We start from the raw sequence: 23,059 nt of genomic DNA, 5'->3' as shown, positions 1-23,059 counted from the left end.
AATCGCGATTAATCGTCGCTAGGGACAGCGAATCAAAATTGCTAGCTCCGAAAGATGCTAAATCTTTTTAGCAGTTGCCCATTGCCAAACAGGGCGGGGGGTGTGAGAATGTTTGCTCCCATTCAGGCCAACCTTGCTTGGCCGCTTGCACTCACCCCTGAATACGTCGTCAGCATGAGACGACCCCGCCTGTTCAGAGTGAGTGCACAAGCACACTCTGAAATTTTGTTTTCGCATTCAAAGGACTGATTCAATGCTGGGTATGCCGGTAGAGACGCAAGTTGCAAACGACAACACCGAAGTTGAACAACTGCGATACCAAATTTTGTGCAACTTCAAAGCCAGCAGCTATCGCCAGCTTCGCCAAGTGGATGTAACGGTCGGCGATGTCGGTGCCGTGGTGCTTCGCGGCGAAATGGAAAGCTACTACTTGCGTCAGATGGCATACCAAACCGCGATCGAAACTCCCGGCGTCTTCACCGTGAAGGATCGCTTGACCGTTCGCTAGAGCGTTTTTTTGATCTCGCTACCGTCGCGTTCGCGGTGGCCCACGCTCTGGTGCACGCAGCTACGGCTTGAATCCCACGTCATTTGTCCAATGGCTCTAAAAGGGACAGCCGAGTGCCGCGGCAAAACGAGAATAATCTCGTCCGCAGCAACGCCCTGATGACGGAACGACATCGGTGAGCCAATCTCTTATTCGCGTTCTTCCCTAGCGAACTTGGCTGACTTGAGGTCTGAAGAGACGGCGCGCGAGCGCGGTGCGGCCAAGCGGTCACGGACCGCCCCCCCATTGCTCCGATTCCGCGGGAATCGCTGAAGGGGCTCGCTGAATCGCCGCCATGGGACCGCTGCGAAAACGCCAAAAAATTCATGCGTGGCGAGGTCGGACAAGCCTGAACCATTCATCGCTTCATACGCTATAAATAAGTTGCCATCGTGGCATCGCTCGCCTCATCGACGGAGACCGATGAAAGCCGAGTGCAACGACGTCCAACCGATCTCTCAGAACGCTGCTCATGACCATTCACATTCACTGCCAATGCGGAAAACAATTGGCCGTCCCTGAAACTTACGCCGGAAAACGAGTCAAGTGCCCCTCCTGCGATGCCATGCTTCAAGTCCCCGCAATGTCCGAACCAATCGAGTTGTTCGATGATGCGCCGGTCAATCCGTTTCCGGTAGCCGCGGGAGCGCGAACCATGGCCTCCACCGGCGGTGGAGCCCCCGCGCGTCGCAGCCACGAAGTGGACTACGAGATCGTCGGCAACGATATGCAAATGGTGATCGTCGAACTGGATCCTGGAGAAACCGTGATCGCCGAAGCCGGTGCGATGACGTACATGGAAGAAGGCATTCAATTCGAAACCAAGATGGGAGACGGCTCGTCACCCGACAAAGGTTTTCTGAGCAAAATGATGAGCGTCGGTAAGCGTGCAATCACCGGTGAATCGCTGTTCATGACACACTTTACCCACACCGGTGTAGGGAAAAGTCACGTTGCGTTTGCGGCTCCCTATCCCGGCAAAATCATACCGATCGATCTCGCTACGATCGCGGGCAACGATCTGATTTGCCAAAAGGATGCGTTCTTGTGTGCCGCCCTGGGAACTCAGGTGACGATCGCACTGAACAAAAAAATCGGAACCGGTTTGTTTGGCGGCGAAGGCTTCATCATGCAAAAACTCGTTGGCGACGGATTAGCGTTCATTCACGCGGGTGGAACGATCATTGAGCGAGAATTGCACGGCGAAACTCTACGGGTCGACACAGGATGTTTGGTCGCGTTTGAACCCCACATGGAATACAACATCGAGCGTGCCGGGAATTTGAAAAGCATGTTCCTCGGAGGCGAGGGCCTATTCCTTGCCACCCTGAGTGGTCACGGACGAGTCTGGCTACAAAGTTTACCGATGCGACGTTTGTCGGAGCGAATCGTGGCCAACGCAGGTCCGTCTGGAAAGGGCGAAGGTTCGATCCTGGGCTCCTTTGGCAACTTGCTCGACGGAGACTGAGTAAACGATTTTGCCATGCCGAAACTAGACATCCGCTTGAAAACCGTCGCTTCGCTCATCAATCCTGGCGGTGATGCGCCGGTGACGCACGGCGACATCGGTTCGGATCACGGCGGGCTGCTCGTTTCGCTGCTGCGCGACAAGCGAATTGCCCGCGGGATTGCGGTCGAGAACAAGCCGCAACCGTATGAGAATTCGTGCCAAGCCTTAACAGCCCTTAACGCCGAAGTTCGCTTCGGTGATGGCTTGGCGGTGATCGAACCCGGCGAGCTGAGCAGCTTGAGTATCTGTGGAATGGGAGCCGAAAGTATCGTCAAGATCCTTGAGGCGTTCCCCGACCGCGTTCCAGATCACGTTATTTTGCAACCCAATCGCCAACATGAACTCGTTCGCCAGTGGGGATTGCGGAGCGGTTTTCATTTGCATGAAGAACAAATTGCCTGGGGACACTGGCCATACGCCGTGATTTCGTTACAGCGAGCGGAAATTGCTGGCGGCGATGCGGGCGAGGCGAACGACCCCGCCTACGCCGATATCGATCATCAGGCGGCGATCTTGTTTGGTCCGCTGATCCTCAAACGCTGGGATCCTAAATTCGCAGCCCGACTTCGCGAGGAAGCCGCCTACCTGCGTGGGCTCAAACAATTATCAGGCGACTACAAACACCGGTTGCAACAAATTCAAAAAGTGTTGGCAGCGAGTCCATAGCCTCCCTCATCGCTCTGGACGCCGAGTCTCCGAATAAGCGAAAAGATGAGAAACGGTTCGGTTCCCAGGAAAGTGCCATGCCATCATGACGGACTCAAACCCCAACAAATACGCATCGCTGAGAGATGGATTCGCGGCAATGCGCGAATTGATCCTGGTTCTGGCGATGCTAGCTTTACTATTCGCCCCCTCGACCATTCGTGAAATTTTGAACGACGCCGGGATCCGTTCGTTTGCAGGGGTCGAGTTTGATGAACAAACACTTGATGAAGTCGAATCAGCGCATACACGCGTCGCCGAACTCGAACAGCAACTTGCGTTCGCCCAGCAACAGCTTGCCGGTATCGGCCAATCGAGTGCCGTTCGCGCCGATCCGCGATTTGGAACGGTTTCAAAAATGATCGCAGATGCTCAGCAATATGCATCCCAAACCGAAACCGACCTGCGAGAGGCCAAGGACAAGCAGGTGGAACTTTGGAAGCGTGCCGGGAAACCTCCGCGGAGCCGGCCAACATCGGTGAGTGCGGAGGCCGACCCTTCGTCGCCAACGCAATCAGCACTGTTATCGCCCGCTGAATTGTTTTCACGCTGAATTGCTCTCCCGCGGCGTTGATTTCGTAGCGGCGGCGCAGCCCCCCAACCGATGCGACCCTGCTATACTTGCAGGATGAAATCTTCTCCCTGCGCTGCATCACCTCGCTGCCCAACGCAGCCTCCCCATGCGACCGGCAAGCTCCCTCGCCGCGCGGTTTTCGTGCTGGGGAGGGTCGCCTCGTTTGCAGCGATTACGATCCATGTCGAGGACGAAGCTCCGTGTCGAGGACGAAGATCGATGGCGAGGCCTGAACCGGAGTGCCATTTCGCCTGAGACCAATTGGAAAATAAAGTGCTCCGCAGCAATGTTGCTGATCGCTTAGCGATGTGACGTGGAGAATGGGTTACAAGCCGCATCGTCGGAGACAACGAAGCCCATCGAGGGTTGAAGCGAGCATACCGAGCATCATGGCCGCACCCCGGGATCTCCTAAAATGAAAAAGTCAATGCATGCGGTGGTCGTCACACTCGCACTGCTAATCGGCGTGTGTTTGTCGACGCGTTGCGAGGCGCAATCAGGCAATACGGAATCCGAAATCGATTTTGACAAACATGTCGCGCCGATCTTGGTGTCTCATTGCACCGAGTGCCACTCGGGCGCCGACCCCGAGGGAGGACTATCGCTTCTTGACGCAACATTAGCGATGTCGGAATCCGATAGTGGATTAGCAATCGTTCCCCACGATCCGACGAACAGCGAGCTGTGGACGCGGGTGGACGCTGATGAGATGCCGCCCAAACACCCGCTCCAGGACGATGAAAAACAGACGTTAAAACGATGGATCGAGCAAGGGGCACGGTGGGGAACGAGCCCGATCGACCCGTACGCGAGCTCCACGTCGACGCGCGCAGGACGCGATTGGTGGTCGCTTCAACCGCTGAGAAATCCTCGCGTGCCGGCCGTTGATCACGATCCATGGGTGGGTCATCCCGTGGATGCATTCGTTTGGAATCGTTTGCATGCGGCGGACCTCGAGCCCTCTCCTGTAGCCGATCCGCGCACATTGATCCGGCGACTCTTTTTCGATCTGATCGGACTTCCGCCAACTCCGGAACAAGTCGCTGCGTTTGCCGCGTCCCCATTGGACGCCGCCTACGAAAAAATCGTTGACGAGTTATTAGCGTCGAAGCACTACGGCGAGCGCTGGGGGCGGCACTGGTTAGACGTTGTACGTTTTGGTGAAAGTGATGGGTTCGAACGCAACGCTCCTCGAAACAATGCGTGGCATTACCGCGACTGGGTAATTCGATCCCTCAATGATGATTTGCCCTACGACGAATTTGTGCGTCAACAATTGATTGGCGACCTGACCTCCGCTGGGATCGACGGAGCCGCTGCGACCGGTTTCTGGGTCGCTGGGGTTCACAATACCGTTGTTGGCGGTAGTCCCCGCATGAAGGAATTAGCTCGCCAAGACGAACTCGAAGAGGTGCTTGGCACGCTGGGACAAACCTTTCTCGGCTTGACGATTCATTGCGCTCGATGTCACGACCACAAATTTGATCCGATCTCGCAAAAAGAATTTTATCAAATGGCGTCCTCGATCTCCGGCCTTGGCTACGGGGAACGACTCGAACCCTCACCACGCGATGTCGAGCGGCTAAACGTCTTGGATTCCGAACTGGTTGCGTTGCAAAATGAATTGTCTTTGATTGAAAACGAAGCCAAACGTGCGGTGCTGGCGAATCGCAAAGCAGCAACGCCTCCCTTCCCCGAGCCTCCATCGGCCGAAGCCGCCCAAGCCTCCGCGAGCAGCGACGTCCGCGTTACCAATGACGTCAGCGAACAAGCGTGGCTCGATTCGCTGGACCCCGCGTCGCGCGACCGCTACCAGGCGTTGCGGTCAAGCATGGCGGAGAAGGGCAAGGCAAGAAGCGAATGTGCGGCCCAGGCCAACGCCAAGATTTACACCTTGATTGCCAAACCCGGCGTGAAGACAAACGTGCTGCTTCGCGGCGATCCCGCAAACGTGGGTGAAGAGGTTGCGCCAGCGGGACTCGCCTCGATTGCGGGGCTCTCCGGAGATTTCAAGCTTGCCCCGGATGCGCCCGAAGCAGAGCGTCGCCGCAAACTCGCCGAGTGGATTACGAACGACGCCAATCCCCTCTTGGCTCGCGTGATGGTGAACCGTATTTGGCACTATCACTTTGGCGTCGGCATCGTCGATACGCCCAACGACCTGGGGTTTAACGGGGGTCGCCCGACTCATCCTGATTTGCTCGAACATCTCGCTTGGCAGTTTCGCGAAGGGGGATATCGCATGAAGCCTTTGCATCGAGCGATGGTAACCTCGCGAACCTACCGACAAGCTTCCCGGGGGATCTCTCCCTCGCAACGTGCTAAAGGCGAAGCCATCGATACGAACAATCGATTGCGGTGGCGAGGCACATCACATCGACTCGAGGCCGAAGTGATACGCGATGCGATTTTGTCGGTCAGTGGAAAATTGCAAGAGACGATGGGGGGACCTAGTTTTGTCGACGTCTCGGTTACCGTAAACAATGGCACCACGTACTATGAGCCGATCGATGCCAACGGCGATGCATTCGAGCGACGAACGGTTTACCGCTTCAATCCTCGCGGAGGCCGAAGCGCCTTGCTCGACACCTTTGATTGTCCCGATCCCGCATCCACGGCGCCACGTCGTGCGGTGACCACCACTCCGTTGCAAGCGCTCAGTCTAATGAACAATGCGTTTGTGTTGCGAATGGCGGATCACTTTGCTCAGCGTTTGCAGACCGAGTCGCCCGGCGACGTTTCCGCGCAAGTGACACGTGCATGGCAATTAGCGATCTGCCGTGATCCTAGCCCTGACGAGCGAACGCTTTCCGAACGACTTGCTCGCAATCATGGTTTGTCGGCATTGTGTCGAGGACTGTTTAACCTCAGCGATTTTGTGACCAATTAACCAAGGCCCGAGTGATGTCGAAATCGAGTGTTTCGCAGACGGATCGGATGAGTGAACGGGCACACCCCGCTACAGATCGACGCGACTTTTTCAATTGGGGCATCAGCGGCCTTGGTGCCACCGCATTGGCGATGATGTTAAGTAGCGAGCGGTCGGTTGCCCCCGCAGCGGAAGCCTCGATTCAGCCCAAGGCGAAGCGGGCAATTCACATTTGTTTGGTCGGGGGACTTAGCCACGTCGACTCGTTCGATTACAAGCCCGCACTCGCAAAGTTGCATGGCAAGTCGTTGCAAACCGACGAACCAATCGATCTCTTCTTTGGCAAAATGGGCTTACTACGCAAACACGATTGGGCGTTCAAACCACGCGGAGAGAGCGGTCTGGTTATCTCCGATATGTTTCCTCATCTCGCCGAGTTGGCCGACGATTTAACGATCCTTCGTTCAATGCAGTCGAAATCGGCCAACCACACCCCCGCTCTGTTTTTGGTAAACAGTGGTTTTGAGTTCAACGGATTCCCCTCGATGGGAAGCTGGATTTCGTATGGAATGGGATTAGAGAACGAAACGTTGCCGGCGTATGTGGTGCTCAACGATGAGCGAGGTGCACCCAACACCGGTGCGTCGACATGGAGCAGTTCGTTCTTGCCATCGAATCATCAAGGCGTTGTGCTTCGCGGTGGCGATCAACCCGTACGCGACCTGTTTCCCGCACAAGACCTTGGCGTGGCGGACATGGCAACTCGCGAATTTGTCAACGCGATCCATCAACATCACGTTGACCACCACGGTGCCGACGCTGCGTTGTTGGCACGCGTGAAGAGCTACGAATTGGCTGCAAAAATGCAAACGTCGATTCCCGAAGTCAGCCGCTTTGCCGATGAGTCCGCTGCGACACAGCGAGATTATGGCATCCACGAAGAAGCGACGGCGGATATGGGCAGACGTTGTTTGCTAGGACGACGATTGTTAGAGCAGGGGGTGCGGTTTGTCCAATTGTTTTCGGGAGGCCCCATCGCGGGAAGCCCACGCGCCAGTTGGGATGCTCATGAAAACGTCAAAGAGAATCATACGATCGAAGCGGGACGCATCGACAAACCCGTTGCGGCCCTGTTGCGCGATCTGAAACAACGCGGAATGTTGGATGATACCCTGGTGTTATTCACGACCGAGTTCGGTCGCACCCCATTCGCTCAATCCGCGGCCGACCAAGTGGGCCCCGGACGCGATCACAACCGCTACGGATTCAGTTGCTGGATGGCGGGGGCGGGGGTCAAACCCGGCATTGCGGTGGGCAGCACTGACGAACTTGGCTGGAAAGCGGTCGAACGTCCAGTCCCCTGGCACGACTTTCACGCTACCGTGCTCCATCTTTTCGGGATCGATCACGAAAAATTAACCTTCTATCACAATGGTATCCAGCGTCGTTTGACGAACGTCCACGGCGATGTGGTGCGTGAAGTGCTGGCGTAGGGGGGGGGGGACGAATAGGATCCAGCCCCGATGAGATTTAAGACGAAGTTTCGATTCGGCTATACTATGATCGTCTAAAGCAGATCAAAAATTAGCTAACTTCAGAATCCTCAGGAATCCAAATGGTACGTCAATCGATTCTCTTTCAAACCATGGTTGCCCTTTGCATTGCAAGCGGAGCGGTGATCGCTGGCGAAGTCGATCCACAGCAAAATGATTGGTACGAAAAATACAAAAACCAACAAAACATCCCCAAAACGGACGCGATGCTGTTAAACACCGACTCCGAACCGGAGTTAAGCGAAGGATTCACTTCGTTGTTTAATGGCAAGGATTTGACCGGCTGGACTCCCAAAGGGGGCACGTGCTCGTTCGAGGCCAACGACGGAGTGCTAACAGGCACCTGTGTTCCCGGATCTCCCAGCACCTACCTTTGCACCGACAAAACCGACTACGCTGATTTCATCTTCACTTGCGAGATGAAGTGGGAGGCGGATGGGAATTCGGGGGTGATGTTTCGCGCACAAACCAAACCGGGCGGAAAGACCGAAACCGTTTTTGGACCTCAAGCGGAAATGGAAGGAATCAGCGGCGACCGGCATTGGTCCGGCGGAATCTATGGCCAGAGTTGTGGTGGCTATTTCTATCCGCTGTGGTTGAAAGAGCATCAAAGCGTTCGTGCCGCGTTGAACAAAACCGATTGGAATCGTTTGACCATCATGGCCAAAGGCAACGTGGTCAAAACATGGCTCAATGGGGTTCCCGCAGCTCACTGGGTCGACGACGGCAGCTACCCCAAGGGCTTCTTCGGATTGCAAATCCATTCCGGCAAAAGCGGCACCGTGCTGTGGCGTGACCTCCGCGTCAAAGAGTTAACCGAGTAACGACTGGGCCGATTCATGCTCCGCTAGTGGGATTCCTTCGAATGATTCGGATTAGAAAGACGCCCCGCCACGCTTTTTATCGACGAGTGCTGCTGGTGGTTGCATTTTGGGTGGGCTATAGCGCGCCCTGTCCAGCCGCCCCCCAAGCCGATGTGCTGGTCTACGGCGCTACGCCGGGCGGTTTTTGTGCGGCGATTGCTGCAGCACGCGAAGGGGCCTCGGTGATCCTGCTTGAGCCAACCCGCCACGTGGGAGGCGTTAACACCGGAGGCCTGTGCTTTAGCGATTCCAATCAAACCGTCCGCAGCACGGTGATGGGATTGTTTGATGAATGGCATCGACGCATCGAACGAGATTATCAATCACGCGGAATCACGCTGCCGTACCACGTTGGCACCAAAGACCAAAGCAAGTGGTCCTACGAACCGCACGTCGCGGCGCGTGTGACCCAGCAAATGCTCGACGAGGCGAACGTAACGGTGCTGACCGAACGCGTGCTCGAGTCGGTGATCAAGGACGGTTCACGGATCAAAACGCTGCGGACGCGTGACGGTGATTTCACAGCCAAGGTGTTTATCGATGGAACGTACGAAGGCGACTTGATGGCCGCGGCGGGAGTCAGCTGGACGATCGGACGCGAGGGCAAAAGCGAATATGGCGAATCGTTAGCGGGGAAACGGTATCCCAAGTCGAAGATGAACATTTCCGGACTCGACGACGATGGCGAACCGATGCCGCTCGTCACCACCACCGATGCCGGCCCGGTCGACCAAGGCGACTCCAATGTGATGGTTTACAGTTTCCGGCTGTGCCTCACCGCCGACCGTGACAATCGGGTGCCGATGCCCGAACCAACGAACTATGATCCCGCTCGCTTTGAAGTCGTTCGCCGCCACCTGCGAAACAACGGCAGCGGCGTCGGCTTCGATTTGTACGAGGTGCCCGGCGGAAAATTTGATGGCAACAACTCAATCGGAGGCCAGTTCTCGCTCGGTCTGGTCGGCATGGGTAATGGTTGGAGTGAAGCCAACGCAGAGAAACGTCAACAAATTTGGGAAGCCCACAAACAATACACGCTCGAGTTTTACAAATTCCTGACCACGGATCCGGCGGTCCCCGATTCAGTGCGTAAACATTACGCGCGGTTGGGGCTGTGCAAGGATGAGTTCGCCGAATACGGGCACTTCTCGCCACAGCTTTACGTTCGCGAAGGACGACGCATGAAGGGCATGTATGTGGTCAGCCAGAAAGATATTCTGGTCGAACAGGAACAGAAAGATCCGATCATCGTGTCATCCTTTCCAATCGATTCTCACGATTGCCAACGAGTGGCGTTGAAGGACGGCGGCGTGATTAACGAAGGAACGATCTTTCCCGTACGAATGAAGGGAAAGGGTCACGGTTACCCGTATCACATTCCCTATCGCGCAATCCTGCCCACGCCCCACGAGTGTTCCAATCTATTGGTTCCCGTCGCCCTGTCCTGCACCCATGTCGCTATTTCTTCGATTCGGGTCGAACCGACCTGGATGATTCTCGGCCAGAGCGCGGGGATCGCTGCGGCAATGGCAGCAGATAAAGAAGTGGCGGTTCAAGACCTTCCGTATCCCGAGTTGCGTGAGCGACTACTTGAACAAAAACAGGTGCTCGAAATTCCCGCGGGGATTTTGGACGAGGTCATCGTGGATCCGGCAAAAATGCCCGGCATTGTGTTGGATGATGAAGCGGCTGAACTTAGCGGCACCTGGAAACACTCGATGCTCTTCTCACCGCACGTCGGCCGCGGCTACGTGCATGACGACCACACGGCCGATGGCAAAGCGCAGGCCCGCTTCCGTTTCACGGCGACGAAGAACGCGGAATACGAGCTGCGCATGGCCTACTCGGCGCACCCGACCCGGGCCACCAACGTGCCCGTGATCGTGACCCAGGGAACTGAGCAAACAAGGCTGATTGTGGATCAAACCATTGCCTTGCCGTCGGGGCAACCCCTCCGTCCCATCGGCACCGTCCAACTCCGCAGTGACATGGAAACCGTCATTACCATCACCAACGCCGACACCGATGGATTTGTGATTTTGGACGCAATTCAGTTGCTGCCGGTCGAGCGTTGAGCAAAGAGGCAAACGTTGTGGTTTGCTAAAGAGGACGTGGAAACATATTTTTCACACTACCGATGAAACGAATCCTCGAATGAATCCTTGCGATGGTGTTCTTCCTGATTTGCAACCCAAATAAGATTGTTCACCCCCGTTGGGAGTTGGTCGGTATGATTGCACACTCAAACCGGGGTGCGCCGCGTGCCCCCGGGCTTTGTTGTTCAACAGCTTCGACGTGATGAGGTGGGCCACGTTGTTACGATCACGACGAATGTCGCTACGTCGATTCGCTGCCGCATTTCCCGTGACAGCGATTGCCTTTGCTTGTTTTCGGGATCTGCCGTTTGCCGGTACGACACTGGGGTTCGTTGTAGGCGTTCCTGCATTTTTTATCGTCTTGCTAATCCAGCGGGATCAAATCCGTGGCGTGCTCCGCTGCTACATCTATGCGGCATTGGGCGCTATCCTTGCTGTCGAGCTATGGCCGCCCGACATTTTGTCCACGATTTTCGCCAGCGTGATTGGCTGGGCAGTGGCCGTGATTCAGAACCAATACATTCGCGTTCGACCTACGTCGGCAACCGATTGACTTTCGCATTTCAACGCGTCGTGAGCACCAATTTCCCGGCCAAATTACCCTGATTTTGCAGCGTTTGTTTTTCTTGCAACGCATGGGCCTCGGCCGCGTCGCGGAGCGGCATCACACGATCGATTAGTGGACGAATTTGTTTGGCGGCCAACCAGCGGTTGATGTCCTCGGCGGCCGCTTGTTGTTCTTCCACACTCGCTTTGAGCAGCATAAAACCGTGCAGCGAGCAACCTTTGACGTAAAACGGTCCGACGGGAAATACCGGCCGAGCATCGCGGCCCGCCATCACGACCATTCGCCCACGTGGCGCCATGGCAGCGATGGCAAAGTCGAAATCAGGTTCGCGAAGTGTTTCAAAAAACACGTTAACACCATCGGGTGCGAGTTTGCGTAGTTGTTCCGCGACATTGCCTTCGCGGTAGTCGATGACTTCGTCGGCCCCCAACTCGCGACACAAATTCACTTTTGTTTCACCCCCGGCCGTTGCGATCACGCGAGCGCCGATCGCCTTAGCCATTTGCACGACGGCGGACCCAACGCCTCCCGTTCCACCGTGCACAAAAATCGTTTCGCCACGTTGCAGTCGGGCTTCACGAAAGATTCCCAAGTGTGCCGTGACACCGACCAGGGCGATCGCCGCCGCGTCTTCGTTGCGTACCTCGTCCGGTATCGGATAAAGCCATTTTGCGTCGACCGCACACAACTCGGCGAACGTCCCCTGGTGAACGCCTGGGCCTTGTTGGATTCCCCACACTCGGTCGCCTGGTTTGAATCGCGTGACGTCATCTGCGACCGCGTCGACTGTACCGGAAAGATCCGATCCGATGATGAACGGCTTGGGCAGTTCCATCGCAACGGCGCCGCTGCGGATGTACAAGTCGATCGGATTCACCGAAACGGCGCCGACACGCACCCGCACTTGCCCCGCTTGAAGGATAGGATCAGGCACTTCGCCGAACTGAATCGACGAAGCGAGACCGGTTTGTTCAATAAATGCAGCTTTCATCGTCGTCGCTCCAAAGCAAGTCGTTGTATAAAAGGGGCGAGCAGATCGGCAGTGCTCCGCCGCGGCGCGGCGTCTGGGGTAAACAAGACGCCGATCCCCACCGCTAGCCTGGATACTTCATCACCCCACGGGCAAGCGAGTGAACAGCTCACTCGACTCGGTCCCTCGCTGACGCTTCGGGTTAGGAGTGCAGGCCAGAGCCTATGCGAAATTGAAGTGGGATGTAGGGCCGGTTCCCACCGGCCAATCACAAGCCCGCCAATCACAAGCCCGCCAATCACAAGCTGGCCGGTGGGAACCGGCCCTACTTGGAATCCGACGTCAATTTTCAAATTGCTCTAGCCCGCAAGGATAGCGAAAACGGTTCCTTTTGTCTCGCCAGTCAACGACGCCTGGAGACGCTTAAAACCGAGGCCCAAAACGTCTCCGCTGGCGCTATCGCGACTGCAGGATCCAATCGATGGCTGCCGTGGTCGCATCGGCTTCCGTTTTGGCAACGGAAACCGCATCGGGTTTGCCCGCCGCCTGATAGCCCTGCTGTAGGATCGCGGGGGCGGCCTTCTCGCCACCGATCCAGAGTCGGTTCGGGGCGGACAATGCCAATAACGTTGGCAAGTCGCCGTACTTAATCGCTCCCGGAACAAAATCAGGGGCCCGCCAATCCTCCAAGCTTGCGAAGCGAAATCCCTCGGTGTCGATCGCGGCACTTGCGATCTGCGCCCCCGCAATCGCACGTGCTGCGGCGAGCAAGGGGCCACCGCCATTGACGCCGATCGCTTGCAGCGATTTCGCTTCATGCTCGTCGCCGTGAATCCATGCGGTGACGGTCAGGATGTCGTGAACGCGGCGGGCAAACATCGTGTCGTTGTAACCGTAGGTGTAGCCAGCAAAGGTACGTGGGTTTTTCACGGTACGATTTTGCGATGGGGTCTCCGAATCGGTGACAAATTCGCCTTGGCCGTACAAATCGACTGCGACGACGGCATAGCCCGCATCGACAAGCCGCAACAAGTCGGCATGAGGCTTACCGCCGGGAAACATTCCCGATTTGCCCTGGCCATCAATCCACAACATCACTTTCTTGTTCCATTTGTCCGACTTCGGATAAACGGACACGACAGGCAATTGCTCGCCCTTGCTTTTCAGCGTGAGCAGGTCACCAATCTCGATGTAGTTCGCCCGCGTTTCCTTCCAAACATTGGTTCGCTCAATATCTGTGGCGTTTGGCATGCCACGTCCGATCAACGTTTCCCAAGCGGCGCGGACGGTGGCAAAGTACGTTTCCGTTTCGCTTTCGTTTGCGGGAGCGTGGTTGAACAATGCCGCCCGATCACGCTGGTCCATTTGCTTCAGCAATTTGCGTTCATAGTCGTCGCCTTTGGGTGGCGCGGGATGCTCGTCGTTCCAAACCGTGTACTCCTCGGCGGTGAGCGGTTTCCAATCGAGTTCTTTGATCGGTTCTTCCAACCCAAGTCCAAGGTGCTTGTTCATCCACGAGTACATGATGCTACGCGAGACCGCGTTGTAATTGTGAGGGAAATGCAGCATCGGTTCGCAGTAAACATTTTCCTCGACGCCGAGCATCGCATACAGTTGGCGAAGTTCGGGATAGCCCTTCGTCATCATTTCCTTCGTCCAATCATTGGCCGCCGTCATCGCTTGCGGACGTGGCGCAAACAAGGCGGCGAGCTCGACGTTGCCGGTACCGATTCGCAGCAGGCTACAATTTTCGCAAGTGCAACCACCCTGCATGCTGGTCGACACCATGCCGTTAGGGAATCCGGCGATCGGGCGTTCATCGATCGCGCCGATCATAATCGTTTGCGTGCCTCCACCGCTGCCGCCGGTCACTGCCATACGCTCGGCGTCGACATCGGAAAGGCTGGCCAAGAAGTCAAGCGAGCGGACACAATTCCAGGTTTGCAAACCGAAAATGCTGTGCAGACGTCCTTCGGCTTGTGCACCGTAAAAGCCCCAGTTTTCAGCGGTTTCCAAACCGGGGTGACGCTTGGCATAGCCATGCGCCCGATGCCTTGAAATTTGCTCGCTGTCAACGTAACCAAGCATGTCAAAGATAAAGGTGACGCAGCCCATCCGTGCCAATTGGGCACAGCGAGCCAGTTTCGGAAAACGCCCCGATTCACGATACAACTCGGCTCCCGATTCGATCAAGGCATCCATCTTCGCTTCGCCATAATCGTGCAGTCGACCTCCGTGACCGTGGGGACTCAACACCGCAGGCCGCTTGCCCGTCACCTCGCCCTCAGGCCGGAACAGCAATCCGGAGACAAAGTGGCCAGGCAAACTTTCAAAGTAAACTTTTTCCACCGTAAAACCATCACGCTGCACCTTGCCATGAATCACCGCGTTTAAAGGCGTCTTCTCTGGCATCGGAAACAAACCGGTCGCAACGAGCACGCGCTGCTTCAACTCCGCTTGACGTTGCTCCCACGCGGCTTTGGTTTCCGGAACGATAAAGGGAAAGTATCCATGGAGATCCTTCGGATCCTTCAATCGCACATCATTGGGCAGGGCGCCGGCATCGAGCACGCGATGCTTTTCAGCATCCGCGGCCGTGACATGGGACACTGCAGAAACGATCACCAAGGCCACCGCCAAGGGAACATGGGTGAGAGTCAGGATGGATTTCATGAGGGCTCCGAACGAGGTGGGTAAAAATTAGCGGACACTCATTGTAATCAAACAACCACCATCGTGAGGGAGCGGGAGGGCTCGGCAGCGGACAATTTTCGTCCTTCAAATCCTCACCCTTCCATCATGGATCACCTAGCTCAAAATGTCGTGTACGACATGGGCCTCTTCGACCCCCGTCAACCGTTGATCGAGACCTTGAAAACGGTGCGTAAAACGGGCGTGATCGATCCCTAGCAAATGCAGAATGGTCGCTTGCAAGTCATGCACTTGCACAGGATGGTTGGCAACATTGAATCCAAAATCGTCGGATTCCCCATACGTGATCCCTGGCTTGACCCCGCCCCCGGCCATCCACAGCGAGAAGGCATAAGGATGATGATCGCGTCCACGGTTGGCGCCGGGTCGGTTTTGCTGGAACGGCGTCCGTCCAAATTCACCGCCCCAAATCACCAGCGTGTCTTCCAAAAGCCCACGCTGTTGCAAGTCCTTGACCAGTGCCGCCGAAGGGGCGTCGGTGTCTTGGCACTGGATTTCAAGCTGGGTGTCAAGGTTGGTATGTTGATCCCAACCGGCATGCATCAGTTGAATGAACCGACAACCACGTTCGGCTAACCGGCGGGCCATCAAACAATTATAAGCGAAGCTTCCCTTCTCGTTGACTTGCGGCCCATACATGTCCAACACATGTTGAGGCTCGTCACGCATGTCGGTCAACTCGGGGACCGAGGTTTGCATTTTGTAGGCCATTTCGTATTGGGCGATGCGTGCGGCAATTTCGGGATCCCCGAGACGATCCATGTTCATTTGGTTTAGTGCCGCCAAGTCATCCAATTGGCTCCGCCGCATCGATCGGCTAATGCCGTTGGGGTTGGACAAATAGAGCACCGGATCGCCCGCGCCACGGAACTTCACGCCCTGATATTTGCTAGGCAAAAAGCCATTGCCCCAATAGAAGTCATAGAAGATTTGTCCACAGGAGGCTTGACGATCTCGGCTGGTCATGACCGTAAACGCCGGTAGGTTTTCCGTCTCGCTACCCAGCCCGTACGTTAGCCACGCCCCCATACTTGGTTTGCCGGGCAATTCCGATCCAGTCAAAAAGTAGGTGATCGCCGGGGCGTGATTGACTTGCGTCGTTGTCATCGATTGAACAAAACAGAGGTCATCGACGATCTCCGCGGTGCGTGGCATAAAATTACCAGCGACCCATTTTCCACAATCACCATGCCGGGCGAACTTGGTTATCTCCGGCAGGAACGCCTTCTCTTGCCCCGACGTCATTGTGCTAAACCGTTTGCCATCGGTCAGTTCCGCGGGAAGTCCTTGGCCAGCAAACTCAAGCAACTTCGGCTTGTAATCGAACAAGTCGACATGCGAAGGACCGCCGTTTTGAAACAGATAGATCACTCGTTTCGCTTTGGCCGGAAAGTGGGGCAACGTCGGCGCCAAGGGATCCGGCAGCGCCGCATGCGCGCTGCCGCTCATCCGTGTGCCATTGAACAAGGTGCCCAGTGCCGCCGCCCCGACGCCCAGTCCCATTTGGCCTAACAAATGCCGCCGAGTGATGACCGCCGCATGTTCATTGATTGGATTCATGGTTTCACCAGCGTCTCGTCGAGATTCATCAATGTGTTCAAGAGGGTTGTGTAGGCCGCGTGTTCGGCCGGGTCGAGCGACGTATCACGCGTGTAATCGCCGATCGTCAATAACTCGGATGCATTCTCTGGAGTCTTGCGGAACTCAGCAACGTACGACTCCAACCGGTGCTCGAGCAGCTCGAGTTCGGCCGCCTCCGGCGGGCGCGACGTCAGCGTGACGAAGGCCATGGTGATCCGGTCGCGATCCTCGGGGTGATCCTTCATCAGACGCCCTGCAAGCACTCGCGCCGCTTCGAGGTAGGTCACATCGTTGAGCGTGGTCAGAGCATGCAGTGGTGTGTTCGTGAGATTCGTATTCACTTCACATGTTTGTCTTTTGGCGGCATCAAACAGAATCGTCGGACCGACAATCCGCCGCCAAAACGTGTAGAGCGAGCGACGATACAGTTTGTCCGCCGTATCGGCTTGATAGCGAATTTTCCCAAACGTGGCCTCCGACCAAATCCCATCAGGTTGGTACGGTTTGACCGGCGGTCCCCCGATCGAAGGCAACAACAAACCGCTGGCCGCTAACGCATGGTCGCGGATCATCCACGATGGCATGCGATAACGTGGAGCCCGACTGAGCAGTTTATTTTCCGGGTCTTGTGCCAATGATTCCGGCGTCACATGAGAGGATTGCCGATACGTTTGGCTGGTCACGATCATTCGGTGCATGTGCTTGACATCCCAACCGGACTCCACAAATTCGACCGCCAACCAATCCAACAAATCGGGATGCGTCGGTTGAGCCCCCTGTAATCCGAAATCATCCATCGTCGAGACAATCCCACGGCCAAAGAACATCTGCCAATAGCGATTGACCGTCACGCGTGCCGTTAACGGGTTCTCGGGAGCGACGATCCAGCGTGCGAGATCCAGACGCGTTGGTGCCTCGCCCTCCGCTTTCTCGGCGAGCGGCGGCAACATGCTAGGCACCGCGGCGACGACCTTGCGATCGGTCACGTCATTGTAAATCCCCTTGACCAGCACGAACGTTTCACGTGGAGCATCGCGGGTGTCCATGACCATCACCGGCACCGGTTTCGCGTTCGCTTGTAACGTGACCAATTCGCGGCGTGCAGCGTCGAGTTGTCGAGCAATTTCGGCAGAACGGTCCCAATGAAACCTGCGAAAATGTTCTCGCAAGCGGGCCTGATCCGCCTCACGACGCTGGTCCACCGGAGTGCGCAAGAGCGTGGCGATCTTGGCATCCGGCCCCGTGGGGTGTTTGGCATCGGTAACCCTGATGCGGAATAACGCCATCGTATGTTGGATGAACCGAGACTCGAAGCGGAGCTTGACGCTCAACACCGTCCCTTGTTCGAAGCCAATCGGCTCGTCGGTATAGAAGTTGGCCCAGCGAGGCTCTTTCTTTTTGTGTCCGCTAACAGCCCAACCGCTGGTTTTGTCGACACGGCCATCGATGGCGTGCTCGACGGGGAAACCATCTTGAGAGAAATCCGCTTCGCCGCCGACAAACTTGACGGGCACCGCTTCCGATTCAGGGGCGTTCACGGGACGCGCCGTGACTTCGATTTCACTGAGCACAAAGTTGCCCCCATTGTCGCGGCCCGTCGATTGACCGGGCGACGTAGAGTCGACGAGAGCTTCTAGGCGGAGACCGCGGATTTCGTTCTCTTCGGTTGAGAACGTAATCTCGTACACATCTTGCTCCGGACGTTCCCCGGTCACATGCAGCGACAAATCCGCTTGTTTGCTGATCATGGCACCGCCGCTTGAGCGAAATACCGACGGATCAAGCGTGCGCCATGGTTCGGCAATGCCATCTCCCCAAGCCGATTCCCACACCGTTTGAGCCGCATCGGCTTCGTCCGAGGGGGCGACGAGTTGTTCGGCCAGTTCCGCGATCCGGTGTTTGAGTTTTTCGATCTCGCGCCGCTGTTCCTCGGGCACGTAGTCGATCGCGGGCGGAACCGCCAATCCGCCTACGATGCGTCCTGCTTCGGAGGTTTGATTGAAGAAATCGGTGAAGGCGAAATAGTCCACATTCGTAGTTGGATCAAACTTGTGGTCATGGCAACGAGCGCACTGCAGCGTCAATCCCAACCAAACGGTCCCGGTCGTTTCAGCGCGATCGAAAACGTTCTCCACTCGCGTCTCTTCCGCGATCCGACCTCCTTCGCCATTGTGCATGTGGTTGCGATTGAAACCGGTAGCCAGCCGTTGCTCTGGAGTCGGTTCGGGCAGCAGGTCACCCGCAATTTGCTCGATTGTAAATTGATCAAACGGCATGTTTTCATTCAGCGCCGTGATCACCCAATCACGCCACGGCCACATCGAACGTTCGGGATCGCCCTGGTAGCCGCTGGTATCAGCGTAGCGTGCCGCATCGAGCCACGGCCACGCCATCCGCTCACCGTAATGAGGCGACTGTAACAAACGGTCGACAAGGTTCTCATATGCCTGCGGTGAATCGTCGGCGAGGAACGCATCGACTTCCGCAGGACTCGGCGGCAGACCGATGAGATCCAACGTGACACGTCGAATCAAGGTTCGCCGGTCGGCTTCGGTGGAGGGCTGCAGGGCATGTTCTTCCAGCTGTCGTTGTACAAATGCATCGATCGGATGAAGGTTGAGTTGGGGCGGTTCGGGACGCAGCAGTTTTTCGAACGACCAATGCGTTCCCCACTTCGCCCCTTCGGCAATCCAACGCCTCAAAATTTCAATCTCTTGCTGCGTCAAGGGTTTGCGATGGGACTCCGGAGGCGGCATCAATTTGTCGTGATCCTCGCTGATAATGCGTGCGATCAATTCGCTCGCATCCGGTTCCATCGGTACAATGACCGCCATCTCTTCGATAGCCGATTCACGATCGTCGAGCCTCAAATCGGCTTCGCGATGCTCGGGATCCGGGCCATGACAATGAAAACAACGGTCCGATAGGATCGGCAGCACATCCCGGCTAAAGCGGATCGCTTCGATTTCCTGCGCCGACGAGGGCAAACCAAGCGATCCGATCATTAGTACCAAAACGATTTGAATGCGTTGAATCTTCATAACGCCCAGTTTAACTGACAATGGAACGTCCGATGCGGGATCACCGCCGCGCAATCTTTTGGGGGTGCGAGCTTTTGGGGGTGCGAGTTCACCGCAACGATGCCTTTTCGAATAACCGGGGGTCGCAGACGCCCACCCACAAAGCCCCACGGAGTCCTTTTGATTGTAGAATCGGTCGCTCCAGCCTTGCTGGGGTGACCGAGCAAGGGGGCTCCTGAGCTTTGGCGTTGCAGGCCGCCCCAGCGATGACTCTCCTTCCATGCGACACCCACCCACCGAGGGTGCCGCAAACGGTTTCGGCTTCGAATGATCGTCCCCTCCACACGCAAATGAATGTCGCATGGTAAATCGTTCTGTTCAAATCACGTCGGCAAACGTCCTGGATCTCCGCGTTCCGACATCGGACCAAATGCTTGGCTCGGACCCATTTCATCTTCAGCCCGATTATTCGGCTGCGGTGTTGCATCTACAAACCGATTCGGAATGGCGTGGTGAGTCAATCGTTTTTACCGTGGGTGCGGGAACCGATTGGATTTGTCATGGGATCGAGGATTTGTGTCAATTGATTGTGGGCACGTCGCTCGATGATTTTGCGGAGGCTCCGATTCGATTGTATCAACGTCTGATCGACCACCATCAATTGCGTTGGTTGCATGACGGTGTCTTTCGCATGGCAGCCGGTGCCGTGATCAATGCGATGTGGGACCTATGGGCAAAGTCACAACAGAAGCCGCTTTGGAAATTGCTCGTTGACCTCGAGCCCGAATTCGTCGCCGACTGTATCGATTGGCGCAACCTGCGCGACGCGTTGACTCGAGACGAAGCGGTCGCGATTCTACGAAAAGCTCGCACCGACGCGCCGCGGCGCGAAGCCGAAATGCTGCAGCACGGCCCCAAAGCGTATTGCACCGCAGGATGGCTCGGCCTCAGTGACGAGCAAATCCTCGCCACAATTGACAAACTGCGTTCGCAGGGATTCGATTCGTTCAAGATGAAAGTGGGCCGCGATTTACAACAAGATGTTCGGCGTCTCCGTTTCCTTCGCGAGGCGGTTGGTCCCGATTGTAATTTGATGGTCGATGCGAACCAGTACTGGGGCATACCGGAGGCCAAAGAGCATCTCGAAGCGTATCGCGATTTCGATTTAAAGTGGATCGAAGAGCCAATCGCGCGTGATGACGTGCTGGGGTATGTCGCATTAGCCGAAACGTTCGCCGACGCGAGTTTTGACTTCGCCTGTGGCGAGCACGCCGCGTCACCGGTGATCTTTAAGCAATTGCTGCAAAGCGGCGGGATCAAGTATTGCCAAATCGATGCGACTCGCGTCGCTGGGGTGAACGACGTGATGGCCATTGTTTTGATGGCGGCAAAGTTTGGTGTTCCTGTCTGTCCGCATGGAGGGGGCATCGCACTGTGCAACATGATCCAGCACTACGGGATGTGGGACCAGATTGCCGTGGCGGGCCACAGCGAAACCCAATTGGTCGAGTACATCGATTTCCTACAAGAATCAGTCGAGCATCCAGTGCAAACACGCGACGGTCACTATGTCGCGCCAACAGCGCCGGGTTGGGGATTGGAATTTGTCCCCGGCTTTGTCGACCAGTACCGTTTCCCCGATGGAACGGCATGGCGATACCGAAGTCCCACTCGCAAAGGAGTCATCTTTGAGGCGACGCAGGATTGAGCGGGCTCACCAGACGGACCGCCACCGCATCGAGCGAGGGGGCTTTGGATTCCGAAAAATCATGTTGGAATCCTAAGCTCACCTGGGCGATGACGACCGTCGAGATCCGAGCGAATTACAATACGAGGCGTTTGTTGAACGCCTAAAAGTCTCTGAATGACCCAAGACAAAGTCGAAGGGTCTGCGGACGCCAAGACTTGGTCAATGCGGTTCGATTATTCAGACGTTTCGGTGGCGATTGCACGACGCAAAACGGGCTCAAACAGGATCGCTTGTCGCATGAAGCCAAGATCGTTGGCGTGCGATCCATCGGTCGCTCCTTCGCTGTCGTCACCGTACAGGTAATCGCCTGGAATGTAATGCAGATTGGTCACTCCCTCGGCGACTAAGCTTGCGTGGGCGGCCTTCAACGCGGCGTGATTGCGGGTGTGGTGTGCTTGGCGATTCGGCAAAATCCAATCGTTGGTGTTGCGACGGTCTTCCACAAGCACAATCGGTGTCTTCGGATGAGCTTCACGCAGTTGCTTTACCAACGGGATGCACTTTGCCGTGACATCGGCGGGGCCCATGTTCGGCAAGCAATCGATGACGAAGGCGGCGGCATCGGTTTGCACCAAATAGTCACCAACCTCTTTGTCCATGCGGCCATTACCAGAAAAACCAAGGTTGATTACGGGGGCATCAAGCATTCGCCCCACGATTGCGGTGTGAACCATCCCCGGTCGGCTGGCACAGGCCCCATGGGTGATGCTTGTCCCGTAGAACACGATCGGTTTTTGACGAGGGGTCAAGCCTTCGAAATGGCTGCCGGGTTTGACGCCAATGCTCATGAATTCAACACCGTTGTAGAGCGGCAAGTAGGCAGCATACTCGCGTTGACCCGCGGCGAGTCCGCCGACGATCTCGGTTTTCACCTCTTGCGACGTAGGCCGGGTGACTTGCACCCATCGCCATTTTCCTTCGCTATCGCGAGCGTAGAGATCGACGCCACTGACGCCCGTCGCAGGCATGTGCGGCATCGCCAAGTTGGCTTTTTTCAGTTTGTAGTGGACGTGAATCGAGGTGGCATCGGTTTTGAATCGCACCATCATTCCGGCGCTGTCCCGGCTTAGGTTCCAGACATTTTTTGTGACCGATTGTTGCGCTGACGCCGGAAATCGATCGAACCATTGTTGCCGTTCTTGGTCGGGGAGGATGCGTCCTTCGACGCCCCACTGAGTCACATCGTACCAATCGAGCCCGTCGACCGTTTTCTTACTGACCTCCATCTCAGGGTCAAGTTTGCCGATCGCGACATCCTGAGCGAACGAATAAGACGCGAATGCGACAAGCGAGGCGGCAAATAAATTGCGAAACAAGTTGCGAAACAAGAACATCATCATGGGGTCTCTCAGCGGAAGGGGAAAAGGCAGGGGGGGGAGCGGCGGGCAGCATCCGATTTTCCGGAGCAGCAAACTCACAGGCGAAGTAACTTCATCGGAAGAGCAGAGCAACACGAACCGCCACGACATCATCGATAGTGTAACGTGTCGCCGCAGACGCTGAATGCTTTGGACGCTTCGGCTTTCAATCCAGAAAGAATTCCCGCCGGAGACGGTTGCAGATCGAGCGAGGACGTGGATCGTGCGTGAATGCTGAAAAATCCCCCTCCCGAAGCGTCAGCGAGGGACCGGTGCAAGCGTGAGATTCCCTCGCTTACGACTCGGGTTATGAAAAACCCAAAACTTCGAAACGGACGCTTGGGGTTACGATTTCATTCCTCACTTAAAAGCCACGTTTTGTT

General features: G+C 56.2%; 15 protein-coding genes. 10 read left to right on the top strand and 5 right to left on the bottom strand.

The genetic code is table 11. The features are described 5' to 3' along the window. Positions 1-253: 253 nt before the first annotated feature. From Pla52o_RS23800 to Pla52o_RS23760, 9 genes are all read left to right on the top strand, one after another. Positions 254-508 carry a BON domain-containing protein gene (locus Pla52o_RS23800; RefSeq protein ID WP_146597133.1) on the top strand — a complete coding sequence of 85 codons (255 nt, stop codon included), beginning with the start codon at positions 254-256 and terminating at the stop codon, positions 506-508. Between the two features lie 511 nt (positions 509-1,019). After that, positions 1,020-2,015 carry a TIGR00266 family protein gene (locus Pla52o_RS23795; protein WP_146597132.1) on the top strand — a complete coding sequence of 332 codons (996 nt, stop codon included), beginning with the start codon at positions 1,020-1,022 and terminating at the stop codon, positions 2,013-2,015. 15 nt (positions 2,016-2,030) lie between these two features. After that, a complete protein-coding gene (locus Pla52o_RS23790) occupies positions 2,031-2,723 on the top strand; it encodes a tRNA (adenine(22)-N(1))-methyltransferase (protein WP_146597131.1) in 693 nt (230 codons plus the stop codon). Positions 2,724-2,808: 85 nt separating this feature from the next. Beyond that, positions 2,809-3,315 (top strand): hypothetical protein, encoded by a 507-nt coding sequence (locus Pla52o_RS23785; protein WP_146597130.1) that lies wholly within the window; start codon positions 2,809-2,811, stop codon positions 3,313-3,315. 436 nt (positions 3,316-3,751) lie between these two features. Further along, entirely contained in the window at positions 3,752-6,226 is a 2,475-nt protein-coding gene (locus tag Pla52o_RS23780; protein ID WP_146597129.1) for a PSD1 and planctomycete cytochrome C domain-containing protein, read from the top strand. Between the two features lie 14 nt (positions 6,227-6,240). Then, the gene (locus Pla52o_RS23775) at positions 6,241-7,698 is read left to right on the top strand and encodes a DUF1501 domain-containing protein (protein ID WP_231612619.1); all 1,458 of its coding nucleotides are present in this window, start codon (positions 6,241-6,243) and stop codon (positions 7,696-7,698) included. Positions 7,699-7,820: 122 nt separating this feature from the next. Next, positions 7,821-8,582, top strand: coding sequence for a 3-keto-disaccharide hydrolase (locus tag Pla52o_RS23770; protein WP_231612618.1), 762 nt, complete (start codon positions 7,821-7,823; stop codon positions 8,580-8,582). A 41-nt stretch (positions 8,583-8,623) separates the two neighbouring features. Next, positions 8,624-10,696 (top strand): FAD-dependent oxidoreductase, encoded by a 2,073-nt coding sequence (locus Pla52o_RS23765; RefSeq protein WP_146597128.1) that lies wholly within the window; start codon positions 8,624-8,626, stop codon positions 10,694-10,696. Between the two features lie 256 nt (positions 10,697-10,952). Further along, positions 10,953-11,270 (top strand): hypothetical protein, encoded by a 318-nt coding sequence (locus tag Pla52o_RS23760; RefSeq protein ID WP_231612617.1) that lies wholly within the window; start codon positions 10,953-10,955, stop codon positions 11,268-11,270. 10 nt (positions 11,271-11,280) lie between these two features. On the opposite strand, the gene Pla52o_RS23755 is transcribed toward Pla52o_RS23760, so the two are convergent. The 4 genes from Pla52o_RS23755 to Pla52o_RS23740 all read right to left on the bottom strand — a co-directional run bounded on the left by Pla52o_RS23755 (position 11,281) and on the right by Pla52o_RS23740 (position 19,589). After that, positions 11,281-12,276: an NADPH:quinone reductase gene (locus tag Pla52o_RS23755; RefSeq protein ID WP_146597127.1), complete on the bottom strand. Its 996-nt coding sequence runs from the start codon at positions 12,274-12,276 to the stop codon at positions 11,281-11,283. Positions 12,277-12,711: 435 nt separating this feature from the next. Beyond that, complete coding sequence (locus tag Pla52o_RS23750; RefSeq protein ID WP_146597126.1) at positions 12,712-14,928, bottom strand: acetylxylan esterase; 2,217 nt, start codon at positions 14,926-14,928, stop codon at positions 12,712-12,714. Between the two features lie 135 nt (positions 14,929-15,063). Beyond that, the gene (locus Pla52o_RS23745; RefSeq protein ID WP_146597125.1) at positions 15,064-16,527 is read right to left on the bottom strand and encodes a DUF1501 domain-containing protein; all 1,464 of its coding nucleotides are present in this window, start codon (positions 16,525-16,527) and stop codon (positions 15,064-15,066) included. Beyond that, positions 16,524-19,589: a PSD1 and planctomycete cytochrome C domain-containing protein gene (locus Pla52o_RS23740; protein WP_197169466.1), complete on the bottom strand. Its 3,066-nt coding sequence runs from the start codon at positions 19,587-19,589 to the stop codon at positions 16,524-16,526. Before Pla52o_RS23740 ends, Pla52o_RS23745 begins: the two co-directional genes overlap by 4 nt. 340 nt (positions 19,590-19,929) lie before the next feature. Here Pla52o_RS23740 and Pla52o_RS23735 point away from each other — a divergent pair, with 340 nt between their 5' ends. Then, a complete protein-coding gene (locus tag Pla52o_RS23735; protein ID WP_146597123.1) occupies positions 19,930-21,276 on the top strand; it encodes an enolase C-terminal domain-like protein in 1,347 nt (448 codons plus the stop codon). 215 nt (positions 21,277-21,491) lie between these two features. Here the strand turns inward: Pla52o_RS23735 and Pla52o_RS23730 are convergent, their stop codons facing one another. Next, a complete protein-coding gene (locus tag Pla52o_RS23730) occupies positions 21,492-22,658 on the bottom strand; it encodes an SGNH/GDSL hydrolase family protein (RefSeq protein WP_231612616.1) in 1,167 nt (388 codons plus the stop codon). Between the last annotated feature and the right edge of the window lie 401 nt (positions 22,659-23,059).

Origin of the sequence: Novipirellula galeiformis (assembly GCF_007860095.1) — a bacterium.
Lineage (GTDB): Bacteria > Planctomycetota > Planctomycetia > Pirellulales > Pirellulaceae > Novipirellula > Novipirellula galeiformis.
This window is presented reverse-complemented; position numbering and strand designations above follow the sequence as displayed.